This window comes from Hymenobacter oligotrophus, assembly GCF_003574965.1.
GTDB lineage: Bacteria > Bacteroidota > Bacteroidia > Cytophagales > Hymenobacteraceae > Solirubrum > Solirubrum oligotrophum.
The window spans coordinates 1,739,463-1,757,103 of record NZ_CP032317.1 but is presented as its reverse complement, the minus strand read 5'-3'; the positions used below and the strand labels follow the sequence as shown (position 1 = coordinate 1,757,103).

General features: G+C 60.7%; 13 protein-coding genes and 1 tRNA gene. 5 read left to right on the top strand and 9 right to left on the bottom strand.

The features are described 5' to 3' along the window. Positions 1–430: 430 nt before the first annotated feature. Positions 431–502, bottom strand: a tRNA-Arg gene (locus D3Y59_RS07490). A 145-nt stretch (positions 503–647) separates the two neighbouring features. Between D3Y59_RS07490 and D3Y59_RS07485 the strand changes: the two genes are divergently transcribed. Continuing rightward, entirely contained in the window at positions 648–1,133 is a 486-nt protein-coding gene (locus D3Y59_RS07485; RefSeq protein WP_119444490.1) for an Ohr family peroxiredoxin, read from the top strand. Between the two features lie 57 nt (positions 1,134–1,190). On the opposite strand, the gene D3Y59_RS07480 is transcribed toward D3Y59_RS07485, so the two are convergent. Beyond that, positions 1,191–2,084 (bottom strand): transglutaminase-like domain-containing protein, encoded by an 894-nt coding sequence (locus tag D3Y59_RS07480; RefSeq protein ID WP_119444489.1) that lies wholly within the window; start codon positions 2,082–2,084, stop codon positions 1,191–1,193. 176 nt (positions 2,085–2,260) lie between these two features. Continuing rightward, positions 2,261–3,469, bottom strand: coding sequence for an ADP-forming succinate--CoA ligase subunit beta (sucC, locus tag D3Y59_RS07475; protein ID WP_119444488.1), 1,209 nt, complete (start codon positions 3,467–3,469; stop codon positions 2,261–2,263). Positions 3,470–3,794: 325 nt separating this feature from the next. Here sucC and D3Y59_RS07470 point away from each other — a divergent pair, with 325 nt between their 5' ends. From D3Y59_RS07470 to D3Y59_RS07460, 3 genes are all read left to right on the top strand, one after another. Further along, entirely contained in the window at positions 3,795–4,448 is a 654-nt protein-coding gene (locus tag D3Y59_RS07470) for an ABC transporter ATP-binding protein (RefSeq protein ID WP_119444487.1), read from the top strand. 348 nt (positions 4,449–4,796) lie between these two features. Next, a complete protein-coding gene (locus tag D3Y59_RS07465) occupies positions 4,797–5,573 on the top strand; it encodes a hypothetical protein (RefSeq protein ID WP_119444486.1) in 777 nt (258 codons plus the stop codon). Between the two features lie 531 nt (positions 5,574–6,104). Beyond that, positions 6,105–8,033, top strand: coding sequence for a RecQ family ATP-dependent DNA helicase (locus D3Y59_RS07460; RefSeq protein ID WP_119444485.1), 1,929 nt, complete (start codon positions 6,105–6,107; stop codon positions 8,031–8,033). 109 nt (positions 8,034–8,142) lie between these two features. On the opposite strand, the gene D3Y59_RS07455 is transcribed toward D3Y59_RS07460, so the two are convergent. From D3Y59_RS07455 to D3Y59_RS07435, 5 genes are all read right to left on the bottom strand, one after another. Then, on the bottom strand, positions 8,143–8,442 hold the full coding sequence (locus D3Y59_RS07455) for a rhodanese-like domain-containing protein (RefSeq protein WP_119444484.1): 300 nt from the start codon (positions 8,440–8,442) through the stop codon (positions 8,143–8,145). 85 nt (positions 8,443–8,527) lie between these two features. Continuing rightward, complete coding sequence (locus tag D3Y59_RS07450) at positions 8,528–10,429, bottom strand: T9SS type A sorting domain-containing protein (protein ID WP_119444483.1); 1,902 nt, start codon at positions 10,427–10,429, stop codon at positions 8,528–8,530. 257 nt (positions 10,430–10,686) lie between these two features. Then, positions 10,687–11,472: a PASTA domain-containing protein gene (locus tag D3Y59_RS07445; RefSeq protein ID WP_119444482.1), complete on the bottom strand. Its 786-nt coding sequence runs from the start codon at positions 11,470–11,472 to the stop codon at positions 10,687–10,689. A 91-nt stretch (positions 11,473–11,563) separates the two neighbouring features. Beyond that, a complete protein-coding gene (locus tag D3Y59_RS07440) occupies positions 11,564–14,335 on the bottom strand; it encodes a D-alanine--D-alanine ligase family protein (protein ID WP_119444481.1) in 2,772 nt (923 codons plus the stop codon). A gap of 84 nt (positions 14,336–14,419) precedes the next feature. Then, positions 14,420–15,046: a porin family protein gene (locus tag D3Y59_RS07435; RefSeq protein ID WP_119444480.1), complete on the bottom strand. Its 627-nt coding sequence runs from the start codon at positions 15,044–15,046 to the stop codon at positions 14,420–14,422. A 325-nt stretch (positions 15,047–15,371) separates the two neighbouring features. Here D3Y59_RS07435 and D3Y59_RS07430 point away from each other — a divergent pair, with 325 nt between their 5' ends. Further along, the gene (locus D3Y59_RS07430; RefSeq protein ID WP_119444479.1) at positions 15,372–16,559 is read left to right on the top strand and encodes a phosphoglycerate kinase; all 1,188 of its coding nucleotides are present in this window, start codon (positions 15,372–15,374) and stop codon (positions 16,557–16,559) included. A gap of 444 nt (positions 16,560–17,003) precedes the next feature. Here D3Y59_RS07430 and D3Y59_RS07425 read toward each other — a convergent pair whose 3' ends face one another. Then, on the bottom strand, positions 17,004–17,594 hold the full coding sequence (locus D3Y59_RS07425; RefSeq protein WP_119444478.1) for a hypothetical protein: 591 nt from the start codon (positions 17,592–17,594) through the stop codon (positions 17,004–17,006). Between the last annotated feature and the right edge of the window lie 47 nt (positions 17,595–17,641).

Genomic DNA, 17,641 nt, shown 5'->3' with positions numbered 1-17,641 from the left:
GGCAATGCTGTGCTTGAACATGGTGCTTGGGGTTTGGTGTGGTTGATGAATTGGTTGATGCCGGACCTACGGCGTTCATATTCAACCGGATTGCTACCGCATGGTTTACCAATCCAAAGTGCGCCGGGTGTTTTTCGCGGGTGGCGTCGCGTTAAGGCAGATTAATTATTTGCTGCCTGCACTCAGCCCTGCCGGAGCCATGCTTGCTTCGACGGTGGCAACCGCGCTTTGCTTTGTAGTCTGCTGCAAACAGGCGGCGGCCACTGCATATACCCTAGGTATGACTGAGCGCAACTAAACCAAGGGCCCGGCACGGCGTCCTGGGCACAGCTAATAATTTCGTAAATCTGGCTTCGAGGTTGGTGGGCCTGCCGCGGTGCGCAAAAAACAAAACCCTCCTGGCGGTTGGCCAAGAGGGTTTAAGCGGTTGTGGTCGCGCCAGGAATCGAACCTGGATCAAGAGCTTCGGAGACTCCTATACTATCCGTTGTACTACGCGACCAAATAGCAGCTGTGGGCGGCAAAAGTAGGCAAAAATGCGGCGCGGGCAAATCGGGTTGGCATTTTCCGCGAAAATGCAGGCGCAACCTTCGGCCGGTTTCGGCAGTTAAGCCTTACGCACAACCCGAAACCTAAAGCTTAGTTGTATGGCTACATCCGAAAAGAAAACCCTGTATACCGCTGAAGCCCAAGCCGTGGGCGGCCGCAGCGGCCACGTGCGTTCCACCACCGGCGTAATCGACTTGGATATGTCGGTGCCGGAGGGCCTCGGCGGCAAGCGCGGCGCCACCAACCCCGAGGAGCTGTTTGCCGCGGGCTACGCATCGTGCTTTCAGCAGGCGCTGCTGGTAATTGCCCAACGCGCCGGCGACCGGCTCGACCCCGATACGTCGGTAAATTGCTCGGTGTCGCTTTTTCAGGAGGGCGAGGCGTACGGCCTAAGCGCCATTCTGGATGTAGACCTGAAGAAATTCGACGACAACAAAACTGTTGAGATGGTACGCCAAGCTCACCAAATTTGCCCGTACTCGGTGGGCACCCGCGGCAACATGGAAGTAGAGCTGCGCGTGAAGGGCCAGGCCATTCCGGTGAAGGCCGAAGAAAATATTGGCGTAGCGCAGCAAGGCCAATAGATTTAGCGCATGCTTACCGAAAGCCCCGCCGGACCGCCGGCGGGGCTTTCGGCGTATTTAATGAGGCAGGTGCGGCCAAGTGGTAGCGGCAGGCTGGGGCGGCGCAGCCGCCGTGAGCGGCGGGTAAAAATCGGCCAGTGAGCTGGTGTAGCGCATGCCGCGCAAACGGGTGGTGCGCTGAAACGTGGTGAGGTTTTCGGCGCCGAGCGGCACAAGCATGAGGTGGGCCGCAGCCGCTGTTGGCTGCTCATACCGGTTGTCGAGCGGGGCGTCGAGGTAATACAGGTAGGGGCGCAGCCAGCGGTAGTAAAACCGAATTTTGGCGTTGCTGGAGGTAAGGCCGTCGAGGCCCGCTGCTCCGGAGGCCAGCGCGCCGCTGAGTTCCGCCGCATTCAGCGGCACCCCGTTCAGCGTCGGAATAACGTCCCACTGCCCGTCTACCACCACCCACTTCTGGTAATCGGGCAGCCAAACTTCGGTAAGCACATGCCCACCAGCGGCAGCGCGGGTGTCGGCGTTTTTGGCTTTGAGGTACAGCGGGCGTGCCGGTAGGCCCACGGCCGTGAGGGCGCCGGCCAGCACCCGCCCAAACTCCACGCATTGCACAGCTTTGCCGCGCGTTACTTCTTCCAATATGCCCAGCGGATCGGCTTTGCTGCACGCGCTGCGGCCGTCGTGCGTGAGGCGGTTGTGCACCCAGGCGCACAAGGCCTGCGCCTTGCCCAGCGCAGTGGGCTGATTGGCTACCACGGCCTCCAGGCCGTACCGCTCGCGTAGGGTTTGCAGGTAAGCAGAGTTGGGCGAGCTGAACTGGAACGTAGCACCAGCCGCAGCTGGCTCGGTAGAGTAGGGCAGCGCCAATTCCAATTTGGGCGCGGCCGGTTGGGCCCGGATGGTGGGCGTGGCGCCCAGGCAAGCAAACAAAAACAGCAGCGTAGCAATTCGAGGCATAATTCCAGTTCGGGTACGGGCCCCGAAACGCAAACCCAGCCCTTGGGGTTGGGTTGATTTACAAAGACCTAGGGCTGCGCGGGCTTGGTGCCGTCGCGGGCGGCCCCAACGCAAACGGGCTACCCCACTGCCAGTAGGGTAGCCCGTTTGCGTTGGGGCCGGGGTGCTGCGCGGCGTTAGGCCGTTTGCTCCTGCGCGGCCAGTACTTCTTTTACTTTCTGGGCGGCGTCCTTCAGCAATACAGCCGAGTACACTTTCAGGCCCGATTCGTCGATGATGCGGGCGCCTTCTTCGGCGTTGGTGCCCTGCAGGCGTACGATGATCGGCACGCGGATGTCGCCGATGTTCTTGTAAGCTTCCACCACACCGTTGGCAACCCGGTCGCAGCGTACGATACCACCGAAGATGTTGATGAGGATGGCCTTCACATTCGGGTCTTTCAGGATGATGCGGAAGCCAGCTTCAACGGTTTGGGCGTTGGCTCCACCCCCTACGTCGAGGAAGTTAGCCGGCTCGCCGCCGCTCAGCTTAATGATGTCCATGGTAGCCATGGCCAGGCCAGCGCCGTTTACCATGCAGCCTACGTTGCCGTCGAGCTTCACGTAGTTCAGGTTCGACTCCGAAGCCTCTACTTCCAGCGGATCTTCCTCGTTGGTGTCGCGCAGCGCAGCGAAATCCTTGTGGCGGTACAGGGCGTTGTCGTCGAGGGTTACTTTGGCGTCAACGGCCAGGATTTTGTTGTCCGAAGTTTTCAACACGGGGTTGATTTCGAACATGGCCGAGTCGGTGTCGTCGTAGGCCTTGTAGAGGGCCGATACGAACTTCACCATCTCTTTGTAAGCTTCGCCCTCAACGCCTAGGTTGAACGCAATCTTGCGGGCCTGGAAGCCCTGCAGCCCTACGCGCGGGTCGATGTACTCTTTGTGGATTTTCTCGGGGTGCGCTTCGGCTACCTCCTCGATGTCCATGCCACCCTCGGTGGTGTAGATGATAACGTTCTTGCCCGAAGTGCGGTCGAGCAGTACCGACATATAGTACTCCTTCGTTTCCGACTCGCCGGGGTAGTATACGTCTTGGGCTACCAGTACTTTGTGCACCTTGCGGCCTTCGGCGCCGGTTTGCTTGGTTACCAGCTGCATGCCGATGATTTGCTCCGAGAGTTCACGTACCTGGTCAAGGTTCTTGGCGAGCTTAACGCCGCCCCCTTTGCCACGGCCACCGGCGTGGATTTGGGCTTTGATTACGTGCCAGCCCGTGCCGGTTTGCTCGGTCAGCTTTTTGGCGGCCTCTACGGCCTGCTCGGCAGTTTCGGCCACGATGCCTTCCTGCACGCGCACGCCGTAGCGCTTAAGAATGTCCTTGCCCTGATATTCGTGAATGTTCATACTTCGGACTTGAGGTGGGTTTTCGGGTTCCGGAAATGTGCCCGCGAAAGTAGGCAATGTAGCGCGAAGTAGCACATAGTAGGGGCGCAGTTGCACCCACTTTGTGGCGCTGCCCCTTGGCTAGCAATTACCTAGGCTTGGCCGGCCCCCGGGCTTTGGCAGTGGGCACGTGCGTACTTTGGCGTCCCGCACCAAGCCACTACGGCCGAGTTGCCGTATAAGCCGGCGGGTACGCAGCCAAGGCCGGTTGTCAACCGGTTGGCATCGGGCCTTTCTGCGTAGCTTTGTCGCTACTTGCTTCTTCTCCTCCTAACACCCAGTCGGTTTGCTGCAGGCCGTCAACATCCGCAAACGCTACGGTTCGCTGGAAGTGCTCAAGGGCATCGATCTGACCATTGAAAAGTCGGAAATCGTATCCATCGTGGGCTCTTCGGGAGCCGGCAAGAGCACGCTCTTGCACATCCTAGGTACCCTCGACACACCCGATACCGGCGAAGTGCTATTCGACGGCGAATCCGTGAGCACGCTTAAACGCTCCGAGCTGGCGAAGTTTCGCAACCGACACATCGGCTTTGTGTTTCAGTTTCATAACCTGTTGCCCGAGTTTACGGCGCTCGAAAACGTGTGCTTGCCCGCGTACCTGGCCGGGCGCCACGAGCAAGAAACCCGCGTGCGGGCCCGCGAGCTGCTGGGCATGCTCAACCTAGAGCGCCGCGCCGACCACAAGCCCTCGGAAATGTCGGGCGGTGAGCAGCAGCGCGTGGCCGTAGCCCGGGCACTCATCAACTCGCCCGAAATCATTTTTGCCGACGAGCCTTCCGGCAACCTCGATTCGCAGAACGCGCAGGAGTTGCACCAGATATTCTTTTTGCTGCGCAAAGAGCTCGGCCAAACGTTCGTAATCGTAACCCACAACGACCAACTTGCCGAAATGGCCGACCGCAAAATCACCATGCGCGACGGCTACATTCTGGAGTAAGCACTGGCCCTGTGGCCGCCCTTGCACACCATATGGAAACGCGCCCCTGTGGCGCGTTTTTTCGTGCCTAGTTACCTAGGGTGTAGTCAGGCTGTGCTCAACCTCTTTGCTTTCAATACGTTGAAAGCGTGAGCAAAAAGCCGGTATCAGCAGCCCTCTAAAACGCACCGCGGAGGTGCAGCGGCCTGACTAAAAGCTTTAGCTATCATGTTTTTGAATATTGTTTGTAAGTGCCTGATTTACAACAAGAAAAAATACTAAAAATCAACGCGTAAAATGCACTAATTGCCTAGGTGTCCTGTTATCCATCCGTAACACAGGACGTACTACAGGGAAATCAAGAAAGCCATGACTGAGGCACAAAAAGACACCAAAGCACCGGTTCGTAAAATGAAAGCGGAAAGCTATGACATCTCGCGCTCCGACGAGACGCTGTCGTTGGCCAAGGACTTGGCTAACTTCATCAAGGAGAATAAGCTCACCACTTCGGTGCAAGGTAAAGAGTTCGTGAACGTGGAAGGCTGGCAGTACGCCGGCTCGCGCTTGGGCATTGTGCCCATCGTCGACCACGTGATTAACATGAGCACCGACACCGAGATTAAATACCAGGCCAAGGTAACGCTCTTCGACATGCGCTCGGAGCACACCGTGGGCGCGGGCTTTGCCATCTGCTCGAACAAGGAGCAAGGCAAGAAATTCTACCAGGAGTTTGCTATTGCTTCGATGGCGCAAACGCGTGCCATTGGCAAGGCCTACCGCAACATTCTGGCTTGGATTATCCGCGCTGCTGGCTACGAGCCCACCCCCGCTGAGGAGATGGAGTACGGCGGCAACACACCCGCCGAAGCACGCAACGCCGAAGCCACCCCGATGAAAGCCGTGAAGGCTGAGCAAGCTGCCCCGGCAACCGAGCCGGTAGCACCCGCTGCCAACGCATCGGCTTACGCCACGGCGCAGCAGAAGGAGGAAATCATCCGCTTGCTGAACCATCCGGTCATCACACGTCAGGAGAAAACCAAAATGCTCCTCAACATCAACAAGCTCGATCAGGAGCGTGCCACGCAGGCCATTGCTAACCTGAAGAAGACCATTGACGACCGTGAGAACGGCCAAGCCGCTGCTTAACCAGCAGCGCACCCATACGAAAGCCCGGCTCCAGCAGGAGCCGGGCTTTTTTGTTTGTGCGGGTAAGCAGCCGTTTCGCCCGGTGTCACTGCGAGCCAAGCGAAGCAATCGGTCCTGGGCTGGGCACAACCCTTCACGCAGCACTAAGCGAAATGCACCTAGGGCTGTAGCGCAAACTCGGCAAATTCGCGTCCTCGGACGGTAAAATCAATCGTTGTGCGGTGTAGCGCGGTCTTGGCTACGCCTACCTTCGGTTCAGCCCGCGTTGGCGTGGACGAGTAGTTGCGCGCGGAACTGCCCTGACGCCAGCCGTTCTAGAAAACGCGGGCTACACCGGACGCCCTAGGTCAGAAGTTACTGTATGGGGACGTGGACTTGCAGAGTCCGCGCTACATTTCGGTTGCTGCTAGGTGAACAGTGGTGCCCAGCCCAGGACCGATTGCTTCGCTTGGCTCGCAATGACAGCCGAGGTGAGCGGTCTAGGGGCTTGCGTTTCGTGCGTAACTTCGTCGTCCGACAAAAGCATTTGCCGTGCCCGCACCCACCGACGACATCCTTTCCGTACTGCGCCAACACTGGGGCCACAAGGCGTTCCGGCCCGGGCAGGAGGAAATTATCCGCTCGGTGTTGGCTGGCCACGATACGCTGGCCTTGCTGCCCACTGGCGGCGGCAAGAGCGTTTGCTTTCAGGTGCCTACGCTGGCCCACGATGGGCTTTGCCTGGTCATTTCGCCGCTCATCGCGCTGATGAAGGACCAAGTAGAGAACCTGCGCAAGCGCGGCATCAAGGCCGAGGCGGTGTATGCCGGCATGAGCCACCGCGACATCGACCAGACGCTCGACAACTGCGTGTACGGGCCGGTTAAGTTCCTGTACGTATCGCCCGAACGGTTGCTCACCGAGATGTTCCGGGCGCGGGTGGGCAAGATGAAGGTGCAGCTGATTGCCGTCGACGAGGCGCACTGCCTCTCGCAATGGGGCTACGATTTTCGACCGCCGTACCTGCAAATCAGTGCCTTGCGCGAGCTGCTGCCGGGCGTGCCGGTGCTGGCCCTTACGGCCACAGCCACCGAGGAAGTGCGCCGCGACATCGGGCAAAAACTCAACTTCGGCCCAACGGGGCAAATCTTCCAACGCAGCTTTCAGCGGCCCAACCTTTCGTACTCGGTGCTCCACACCGAAGACAAATTGCAGCGCCTGCTGCAAGTACTGAAGGGTGTAGGACCGGGCAAAACGGCCGTGGTGTACGCCCGCACGCGCAAGCAAACCGAACAAGCGGCCGCGTGGCTGCAGCAAAACGGGCTAAGCGCCGCGGCCTACCACGCCGGCTTGGCAGCCGATCAGCGCACGCGCGTGCAGCAGGACTGGACCAACGACAAAACCCGGATTGTGGTGGCAACCAACGCTTTCGGGATGGGCATTGATAAGCCCGATGTGCGCTGCGTGGTGCACCTCGACGCGCCCGATTCGCTGGAGGCGTACTACCAGGAGGCCGGGCGGGCGGGCCGCGACGAGCTCTACGCTTTTGCCGTGCTGCTGTGGGCCCCCAACGACGCGCACGAGATGCGCCGCCGCGTGGCCCTAGGTCATCCGCCCATTGATGTGGTGCGGCGCGTGTACCAGGCCTTGGCCAACTATTCCGGCACGGCCGTGGGCGGCGGCGAGCTGGTCGCCTTCGACTTTGATTTGCAGCAGTTTGCCAGCACCTACCGCCTCAAGCCCATCGACGCGCACAATGCCATGCGCGTGCTCGAAAAAGCCGGACTGGTGCAGCTGAACGAAGCCGTGTTCAGCCCGGCCAAGGTACACATCCCCCTCGATGTGCGCGATTTGTACCGCTTTCAGGTAGCCAACGAACGGCACGATCAGCTGATCAAAGCCATTCTGCGACTGTACGGGGGCGAAGTGTTCAGCTCGTTCCAGAACGTTTCGGAGGGCGCCCTCTCACAGCAGTTGCGCTGGAGCACCTCCGATGTGCGCAAAACCCTGGAGTACCTGCACAAAGCGGGCATCGTGCAGTACCAACCGCGGCACGAGGACCCGCAGGCGCTGTTTACCACTCCGCGCCACGATGCATCGAAACTACCGCTCGACGCCAAGGCCCTGGAAACCGCACGCGAGCGGGACCTGCAGAAAACCGAAGCCGTTATCCAGTACACCAACGGCATGCGCTGCCGCCAGCAACTGTTGCTGGAGTATTTCGGCGAGCTGGACAGCAAGCCTTGCCGCATCTGCGACCATTGCCTGGCGGAGAAGCGCCGCCAGCAAAAGGCCGTGGTGGCCACCGATTTGCGCGAGCAAGTGCTGGCGCAGCTGCGCACCGCCCCACGCACGCCCCGCGAGTTGCTGGCCGGTTTTCAGCCCAACCAGGCCGATGCCCTAACCGCGCTGCTCCGCGACCTAGTGGATACCGGCGTGCTGCGCTACACCGATGCGGGGCAATTGATAGCTACTGCCTAAAGTAAAAATGTAGCGTGGGCCTCAGCCCGCGCGTGCCAGAACGTACACTTTGCTGTATGGCTCTGGCACGTGCGGGCTGAGGCCCACGCTACATTACGCCTAGGTCGGTTTACTGCGCGTTGTAGGCCGTGATGCCGCCCAGCAGGTTGCGCACGTTCTGGAAACCGTGCTGCTGCATCAGGGCTTTGGCCGTGGCCGAGCGGCCGCCGCCTTTGCAGTGCACCACTACTTCCTGGTTTTTCAGGCCTTCGAGCTCCTCCAGCTTGGCAGGCAGCTCGCCCAGCGGAATGTTTTGGCTGCCGCTGATGCGGGTTTCTTCGTGCTCCCACGGCTCGCGCACGTCGATGATGACGGGAGCCTGGTTTTGCTGCTGACGCTCTTTGAGTTCGGTGGGGGTGATGTCGTTCATGTGCGGTAAAGTGGGGTGGAAGGTTGGGCAGCACCTAGGCGGAGCCGCGCCGCTAAAAAAAGAAAATATCCGGCGAAGCAGCGCCTTACGGCTGCAGCACCACGCGGTGGGTGCTCAGGCTGCCATCGGGCAAGGTAAGGCGCAGCAGGTATACGCCGGGGCTTACGGCCCGCAGGTTGAGCTGCGCTTGGCCGGCCTCGGTGGCGGGCTGCTGCCACACCTCCCGACCTAGGGCATCAACCAGCGCGGCGCGCGTGTAGCGGCCGTCCACCTGCACCGCGCCGTGGCTGGGGTTGGGGTACACCAGAAGACTGGCGGCGGTTTTGGGCGGGCGCGTGCTCGTTACGGTGCCCGTCATCACGGGGCGTAGCATGGGCACCACGTCGCGGTTCGAGAACACGACCCACACGCCGGTCTCGTTGTCGTAGAAGGCGTTGCGCGGCTGGTGGCTGTTCAGGTCGGCGCCGAACTGGATGAACAGGTTGGTGGCCGGCTGAATGTAGCCAACGTAAAAGTTGCCGCTCACCGGCACCGGCTGGTCGAACGTTACCTCCTGCGTACTGCCCTGTGCGGCATCGGTGCGGAGCGTTACCGACTTGGTGACCTTGGGCTGCTCGGCAGGCAGGCCGTTGGGCCCGGTGGCCTCCCACACCGCAAACGTGAGGGTTACGCTGGTGGGCACGGCCGTGCCCGGGGCCGCCGTGGCGCCGGCAAAGTAAAAGCGTACGCTGCGCACCTGGTCGGGCCGGTTAAGGGCAAAACGCATGGCGCGCGAGGTAGCCCGGGCTTCGCTCTGGCGCAGCAGGGTGGTGCCCTCGGCCGAGCCGTCGTCGTAGGCAAAATAGTTGCTGAGCTCGGTAATGCGGCGCACCGTATCGTTGGGGGCGGTGCGCGGATTCGCGGGGCTGTTCAGCAGCGAAAGGTAGATGCTGTGCTCGAGGCGCTTGGGGTCGGAGGTGGCGGGCACGGGGTTGGTGCCCACCGGGCCCCCAATGTAAAACTGCCGCGTGCCCGGACCTAGGGAGGTGCCGCCCGTCAGGAACTGGCTTGGCGCGCCCGCGGGCAGCAGGCGCACCGTGCCCGTCCAGGAAAACGGGGTGGGCGGTACCGCGCCGGCATCGAGGTTGTTGAAGGTGGTAAAGGTGCTGTCGTTGAGCTCTTGGGCGGGGTTAGTGGCCGCGTTGTACTGCCACACCGGCATGGCGGTGTAACGCTCAAGCAACGACGACAACGGCCGGCTCAGCACCACATCGGCGTACGATACGTTGGTGGTGTCGCGGTTGCGGTCGAGCACCAAGTAGTCGAGGTTCCAGGTGTCGCGGGTACCAAATTGGTTGCCCGAACTCCGGAATCGAAACCGAAAGTTGGCGTGCAGAAAACGCGCTTCGTTTACGGCAATAAAGCGCTGGATAAAATCGGTGCGCACGCCCTGGCTGGGCTTGCGCCACACCACCACCCAGTTTTCGTTGTTGTCGAGAAACTCGAGCTGCAAGAACACCGGCCGCGTGCCCGATTGGGCCGAAGGCGCCCCCACGATGCTGCCGGCCTGCCAAAAAAAGCTCAGGTAGGTGCGGTCGGCGGGGCGCACCGCGCTTAGGTCGATGGGGTGCGAGGTGAGCGTATCGGTGAAGCTGAACGACGATGTAGTGCCATATGCCTTGCCTTGGGCATTGAGCCCATCGAAGGTGGCAATGCCCCGCGAGGGTGGAGCCTGCGAGAAACGCTCGTTCACCAGCACGCCGCCTTTGGGCTCCCAACGGTCGGGGTTGGGCGCGCCTTCGCGCTGGCCGGCAAAGTCTTCGAAAAAGGGTAGCGTAAGCAACACGTTGCCGCGCCGCGCACTAGGAGCTTGCTGCCGGGCAGCCCGGCCCGGATCGGCCGGCAGCGGCAGCACGCCGGCTTGCTGTGCCAGTACGGCGGCCGGGCGCATGCCAAACGCCAGCAGCACCGCAAAAACGACAAATGGTAAACGTAGCCGATAAGTCATGAGCGGGTAAGTTACGCACCGCAAACGTGCCAGCGGCGGAAAAGATTATGCTGCCCGGCCGGATAGCGCGGAAATCCGTTGGCTGCGCCGACCTTCGGTTCCGCGACGCGCCTGGGGCGCGTATACGTTGCTGCGCGGTTCCGGACACGCGCCCCAGGCGCGTCGCGGAACGGATTTCCGCGTTACACTGCCCTAGGTGCCCAGCAACAAAAAAGCCACCCGGCAGGCCAGGTGGCTTTTCATACAACCCTAGGTGGTTATTGCACGGCTTTGATGGGCTCTTTGCCTGCTACCCACAAATCAACAAGCTGGCCCGAGCGGATGGTGGCGTTCGGCGTCGCCTCGGGACGTTGTTTTACCACGGTGCCTTCTTGCTGGCCTTCTTCGGGTTCTTGGTAGAAGGTTTCGCCGGGCACCAGGCCCTGGCCGGCCAGCAGCGTGGCGGCTTCGTCGGCGGGCATGCCAACCACGTTGGGCACCGCAAACTCCTGGTTGCCCAGGCCGTCGCCCACTACTAGGTCGACGCGGGTGCCTTTGGCAATGGGGGCGCCCGGGGCAATTTCCTTACCGTTCACCATTTGCTTCAGCACGGCGTTTTGGCGCAAATCAGGCACGAAGGTGAGCGTACCCACGGCCAGGCCGTAGCTGCTCAAAATCATCTGGGCGTTTTTCTGCGAACCCTCCGTCAGCTTAGGCATTTTGATGACGGGCGGGTTTTTCATGGCTACCTGAATGTAGATCTTCCGACCCTCTTTCACCTTTTCGCCCGGCCTGGGGTCCTGCGTGAGCACGGTGCCGGGCCGGATGTCGGGCCGGTACGTGCTGTCGTCGACGAAGTACGCCAGGTCGCGGTCGTCGAGGTAGCCGTCCAGGTCGGTTAGCTGCATGCCGGTAATCTTGGGTACCGCAATCGTCTCGCCGTGGTTGGTGGTGAGGGGCAGGTACACAAAGAAGAACAGGAACAGCAGCAGCAGCGATACGCCCGTAATCACCAGCAGGTGCTTCAGCAGGTCGAACCAGGTATCGGATTTAAGAAAAGCCATCTATGTAGAGGTGAGAAATTAGAAGTGAGAAATGAGGCTTTCGAAGCAATGAAGTAAGCAGACGAGCAGGCAAGACTGCCAAACTCGAAGTCTAACTTCTCACCTCTGAGTTCTCACTTCTACCCTTGCCGTACTCCAAAATGCGGTCGATGAAATCGTAGGGCGTGTAGCCGGCCAGCGCCGTTTGGTGGAAGATGCAAGTGGCCGGCGTCATACCCGGCAGCGAGTTCACCTCGATGATGAGCACCTCCACCTCGCCGTTCTCGCGCACCCGCACAAAAGCATCGATGCGAGCATAACCCTCGATGTTCAGTACCTCGGCCACGCGGCGCAGCTCCTTCTTCACCTCCTCCGATACGCGCTGACGCTCGGCGGCGTCGGCCGCGTAACGGGCCGGGGTAATGTTCTGTCCTTCGCCGGCCAGGAATTTCTCCTCCAAGCTCAGTACTTCGCCGGTTGCCAGTGCTTCTGAGGCTTCAAACACCTCGATGTCGCGGCCACCATCGGGGCGGCGGTGCGTGAGCAACCCACCCGTAATTTCAAGGAAGTGCTTAGCGCCGTCGCGCGAGATGAGCGTTTCAACCAGGAACACTTCCTTGCGCGGAAACTCCTCCTTGAACCCTAGGTTGAGGGTGCGGGCAGCGTCTTCGTGCAGGTCTTCCTGGTCGCGGAAGATCAGGCGGGCAAATGCTTCGAGCTCGGCGCGGTTCTTAATTTTCTTCACCGCCGACGAGCAACCGTCATCCGAAGGCTTGGCGATGAAGGGGTAGGCAAACTGCTCCTCAAGCGAGCGGTAGAACGCTTCGGGGTTGGCTTCCCACTCCAGGCGCGCGGCCAGGCGGTGTTCGGCCACCCGCAAGCCGGCTTCGCGCAGGCGGCGGTTGGTTTCGAACTTGTTGATGGTGATGCTGCTCGACTCCACGCCCGAGCCGTTGTAGGACAAGCCCACGCGCTCGAGCTGCTGCTGCAGGGCACCGTCTTCGCCGGGGCGGCCGTGCAGGGCAATGAATACCTCGTCAACGCGCTCGGCCAGTTGCTCAAACGTCAGCTTTTCGGGCACCGCCACCGACTGCGCGGCGTAGGTGTGCGTGATTTTGGAAGCCTCCTGACGAATGCGCTCCAAAATGGGGTGCTGGCCGTGGCCCGCCTCGTAGTGGCGCACCTTGTCGCGAATGTCGTCGGCGTTGTCCTTCAACATTACGTTGATGGGCAGCACGTAGAGCTGGTAATCAGCCGACGAGCCCGTGAGGAACACCGGCACCGGCTCGTACTTCGCCGACGACGACAGCTTCTCGTAAATGTTACGGCCGCTTTCCACCGAAATGTGGCGCTCCGACGAGTAGCCGCCCATAATCACGGCCACTTTGGTGCGGGGCTTTTGCTCGTGCTGGCGGCTGGCTACGGCTTGGTCGAGGGCGTGCAGCTTGCGGCCCAGCTTTACGGGCTGCAGGCCACCGCGGCGGCGTGCGGCCAGCGAAGTGCGGATAATGTAAGTAAGGAACTGCGAGGGGTTCAGCCCGATTTCCGCTGCCTGGTGGAAGAAGAACGATGCCGGCAGCATGCCCGAGGTGGTGTTCGGGTCGTTCAGAAAGATGTCGCCGCTTTCGGTAATGAAACCGTCGAGGCGGGCATACACCTGGAAGCCGAACGTGCGGAACAGCTGTTCGCACTGCTCGCGGATGCGCTGGATGTCGGCCTCGGGCAACTCGATGGGCGTGATCTTGCGGGCCATGCCGGGCAGGTACTTCGAGCGGTAGTCGAATACTTCCGTGCCCTTTACGATTTCGGTGGGGGGTAGGGCCAGCGGCGTGCCATCCACGTCTTCTACCACAATGCACGAAAACTCACGGCCCTGCACAAAGGCTTCTACCAGCACTTGCTGCTCGCCTTGCACGTTGGTGAGGCGCACCGAGTCTTGCAGTTTCAGGCGCTCATCAAGGGCGCGCAGCAGTTCTTCGGGATGGTAAATGAAGCCAGGTGCGAGTTGCGAGTTGCCAGTTGTCAGGTCGTTCGGCTGGCCGTTTACTGACAACTGGAAACCGGCAACTGGCGACTCATCAATTACCACGGGCAGGCCAATGCCTTCGCGGATATCAATGAGGTGCTGTGCCCAGGCAATGCGGTCCTGCGCACCTAGGCGCTGCCATTCCTCGCGGGTTACGGTGCGGCGGAACAGGCTGCGCTCCACAGCGGCAGTAAACTTGGCCACATCGGCATCGCGCACAATGCTTACACCAATGCTCGAGCCTTGGCGTGGCGCTTTCATTACCAGCGGCAAGCCCAGCTCACGCTCTAAGTAAGCCAGCAGGGCGGCGGGGTCGGCAGCGTCGAACTCCTCGGCCGTGAGCACGCGGAAGGCCGGCGAAGGCAGACCTAGGGCGTGGATCAGGGTTTTCTGCGCAATCTTATCGATGCCGAACGCGGAAGGCAATATGCCCGAGCCCGAGTACGGAATGCCGTACCACTCGAGCAAGCCCTGAATGGCGCCGTCTTCGCCGCTGGGGCCGTGCAGGGCCAGAAAGGCAAAGTCCATTAGCTCGGCCAGCTCGTCGGGGCGCAGGCGGCGGCCTACCTCCGCAATAATGCGGTCTTGCTCGTCGGGGCTCAGTGCACCTAGGCTCTCGAGGTATACCTGCAGCTTCAGGTCCGAGGGCGGCAGGGCCGACACGGGCGGGTAGAAGTCGCGGATGGTACCTTTATAAAGGTACTGCCAATCGAGCAGAATGAAGTTGCCGTGGCTGTCCACGAAGACCGGCACGGCCTGGAACAGCGACTTATCGAGGTTATCGTAAACCGTGCGGCCGCCAGCGAAGGAAATTTCCCGCTCACGCGACGGGCCACCGAAGAAAATGCCAATTCTCATGCTGCTGCAAAGTTAGGCGAAAAAAGAGCGGCCCGCAGCTATCTGCAGGCCGCTCGGCGCCAAACATCAAAGTAGACAGAAACGTTACTGCTTGCCGCCGAAGATGTAGCCCACCTGGGCATGAAAAACAGCGTTGCGCTTGCCCTTTACGCCGTTGCCGCGCATCACGCCGGTAATGTCGTGGGTGTGGCGTATCGTTAGGCTCCAGCCCTCGGGTACCTCGTAGCTGAGGCCAGCGGCATAGCCTACTTGAAAGGCGGCGTACTGGCTTCGGTCGAAGCTGGTGCGGGCGTCGGCACTGCGGGTAAGGTGGCGGTGCGCCGGGGTGAATACCGAGCTCAGCTGCGGGCCCACCTCCACCGCGAACCTGTTGAGATTGAGGTGGCCTCGCAACAAGGTGGGCAGGTTAAACGCGGCCAAGTTGAGGCGGGTCAGCACCGGCACCTCGTAGTAATGCAGGCGCTCATTGCTGCTTCCTTTGCGCAAATACAGCAACTCAGCCTGCAGACTCAGCGGGTGGTTGGGGGCCAAGTCGTAACGCGCCATTAGGCCGCCGCCAGCAGCCAGCAGCCGCTCGTTGGGCTGGGGGTTGCTGTGGTAGGTGTATTTGGAGTACGTAGCTCCGAGTTTTAAGCCGTACCGAACTTGTTGGGCAGAGGCCGCCGGGGCGAGCAGCAGCGCCGCGGCTGCTAGCAGATAAAATCGTTTCATATAAGCTGAAAAGGGCCGTGCAGAATAATTTGCTGAACGGCAGTTGGTAATTATTAAGCGAGGCAAATATAGAAGCTGCTAATATTCCTGATGGTACGGTATTGATAACTTATTGAACTTGCGGGCGTGGCTTTACGGGCACGAGTTGCGTGCTACGCGCTAAACTCCGCGCCAGCAACCAAGGCCCGTGGTCCCTTCGGCCGCAGGTCCATTGGGCACCTAGGGGTGCATATTCTTACATAGCGCTTTTTGCATCACTGCCGAAAAACACCGAACTACGCGGCGCCGCGTATAAGGCGGCGTTTACCCACCTAATCGGTTGCCTATGCAAACCATCGATCAGTACAACTTCGCCGGCAAAAGAGCTTTGGTGCGCGTCGATTTCAACGTGCCCCTCGACAAAGATTACCGCATTACCGACGACACGCGCATTCGGGCCGCAACGCGTACCATCCGCAAGATCCTGGCCGATGGCGGCTCGGTTATTCTGATGTCGCACCTAGGGCGCCCCAAAGGCGGCCCCGAGGAAAAGTACTCGCTGCGCCACCTCGTAAACCGCCTCAGCACGGAGTACGGCGTACCCGTGAAGTTTGCCCCCGATGCCATTGAGGCCGAGGCCGTTGAGCAAGCCCGTACGCTGCAGCCCGGCGAAATTCTGCTGCTCGAAAACCTGCGTTTCTATCCCGAAGAGGAAAAAGGCGACGCGCAATTTGCCCAGCGCCTGGCCAGCCTCGGCGATGTGTACGTGAACGACGCCTTTGGCACCGCGCACCGCCGCCACGCCTCCACGGCGGTAGTGGCCGAATCCTTCCCGCAGGCCCGCGTGGGCGGCTACTTGCTGCACAGCGAAGTGGAAAACGCCAACCGCGTGCTCAACAACGCCGAGCGGCCTTTCACGGCCATTATGGGCGGCGCCAAAATTTCGGACAAGATCGAAATCATTGAGCAACTGCTCGATAAGGTTGATAACCTGCTAATTGGCGGCGGCATGGCCTACACCTTTGCCAAAGCGCAAGGCGGCGACATCGGCTCCTCCTTGCTCGAAGGCGACAAGATGGACTTGGCCCTGAGCCTGATCCAAAAAGCCAAAGAAAAAGGCGTGAACCTGGTACTGCCCGCCGACAGCATCATCGCCGACAAATTCGCCAACGACGCCAACGTGGATGTAGCGGCCAACACGCACATTCCGCCCACCTGGATGGGCCTCGACATTGGTCCCACGGCGCGCGAGGAGTTTGCAGCCATCATTCGCAACTCCAAAACCATTCTGTGGAACGGCCCCATGGGCGTGTTCGAGATGAGCAATTTCTCGCTCGGTACCGAGTACGTGGCCCGCGCCATTGCCGAAGCCACGGCCAACGGCGCCTACTCGCTGATTGGCGGCGGCGACTCGGCCGCTGCCGTAAACCAGCTGGGCTTTGCCGACCGCGTAACGTACATCTCGACGGGTGGCGGTGCGCTGCTTGAGTACATGGAGGGCAAAACCTTGCCCGGCGTTGCAGCCCTAGGTTAGCAACACCTAAACAGCCGAAGCAAAAAGGACCCGCAGCACACGCTGCGGGTCCTTTTGCGTTTAAGCCTGTAATGTCGAGCAAAGCGAGACATCTGGCCGGATCACTCTGTCATCTTGAGCCCAAGCGAAGGACCTTATCACGTTGGGGCCTCACAGGACTCCTACGGGGCACGGCCCCCGAAGAAATGCTCGATGCGCATTTCCCCAACAGGAGAAGGGAGCGGATGCTATCCGGGCTCAGGATGACAATCCCGTTCGGCGTCAGCCTCCCAGATGTCTCGCTCTGCTCGACATAACAACGACCCTGGGTCGTTCAGTCGTGAGAGGGTCCTTCGGCTGGCGCCTCAGGATGACAAACGCCATTCAACGTCAGCACGCGAGACGCTTGGCTACGCCGACCTTTGGTTCGACTTCGCTCAGCATGACGCGCAAGAAGCCACGCTCTTAGTTCAGGCTGAAGCCAACCGGGCCGATAAGCTGGCTGCCTTGGCCCAGCAGTTTTTGCTTGTACTGCTCGTACTCGGCTTGCTTGATGACGTTGTGGTCGCGCAGCCACGTGAGGCGCTCTAGCTGCGCCTCCGTTGGCTCCAGGGCGTTTACGCGGAGGTACTTGCGGCGCAGGTGGGCAACGGTGTAGGCCTCCAGTTGGGCCAGCACTGCCGGCAGCTGCCGGCCCGAAGCCCCTAGGTCGAGAAAGCGCAGGTTGCCGCTGCCAGTGGTGATGACGAAGTGCCAGTGGCACTTTTTAACGGTGTAGGCAAGTGCCAACCCGAACAGCGCGAAGAACACAAGCACAGTCCAGATGCCATATTCCTGGTAATCAGCAACAGCCCGTACGCAAGCCGAAGCCAAAAAGAGGCAGAGCAGCGTGAGGCGCACCGGCACGCGCCGGTAGCGGGCCGTGCCCAGCGGCAGCAGGTCTTCGTAAGCTATGGTCAGCTCGTTGTAGGCGTTGAGCTGGCGCTCGGTAAAGCGCAGGCCCTCGGGCTCGAGCTTAAGCGAACGGTAAGTGAAAAAGGCACGCTGTTCGAACACAGAAAAGAGCCGTTAAAAGCAAGCGCAAAGATACAGCCCACGGCCGA

What these genes read in the sequence shown, in the direction of transcription:
- D3Y59_RS07440 (WP_119444481.1), bottom strand. Translation starts at nt 14,335, where the DNA reads ATGAGAATTGGCATTTTCTTCGGTGGCCCGTCGCGTGAGCGGGAAATT.
- D3Y59_RS07445 (WP_119444482.1), bottom strand. Translation starts at nt 11,472, where the DNA reads ATGGCTTTTCTTAAATCCGATACCTGGTTCGACCTGCTGAAGCACCTG.
- sucC (WP_119444488.1), bottom strand. Translation starts at nt 3,469, where the DNA reads ATGAACATTCACGAATATCAGGGCAAGGACATTCTTAAGCGCTACGGC.
- D3Y59_RS07430 (WP_119444479.1), top strand. Translation starts at nt 15,372, where the DNA reads ATGCAAACCATCGATCAGTACAACTTCGCCGGCAAAAGAGCTTTGGTG.
- D3Y59_RS07465 (WP_119444486.1), top strand. Translation starts at nt 4,797, where the DNA reads ATGACTGAGGCACAAAAAGACACCAAAGCACCGGTTCGTAAAATGAAA.
- D3Y59_RS07450 (WP_119444483.1), bottom strand. Translation starts at nt 10,429, where the DNA reads ATGACTTATCGGCTACGTTTACCATTTGTCGTTTTTGCGGTGCTGCTG.
- D3Y59_RS07455 (WP_119444484.1), bottom strand. Translation starts at nt 8,442, where the DNA reads ATGAACGACATCACCCCCACCGAACTCAAAGAGCGTCAGCAGCAAAAC.
- D3Y59_RS07480 (WP_119444489.1), bottom strand. Translation starts at nt 2,084, where the DNA reads ATGCCTCGAATTGCTACGCTGCTGTTTTTGTTTGCTTGCCTGGGCGCC.
- D3Y59_RS07485 (WP_119444490.1), top strand. Translation starts at nt 648, where the DNA reads ATGGCTACATCCGAAAAGAAAACCCTGTATACCGCTGAAGCCCAAGCC.
- D3Y59_RS07435 (WP_119444480.1), bottom strand. Translation starts at nt 15,046, where the DNA reads ATGAAACGATTTTATCTGCTAGCAGCCGCGGCGCTGCTGCTCGCCCCG.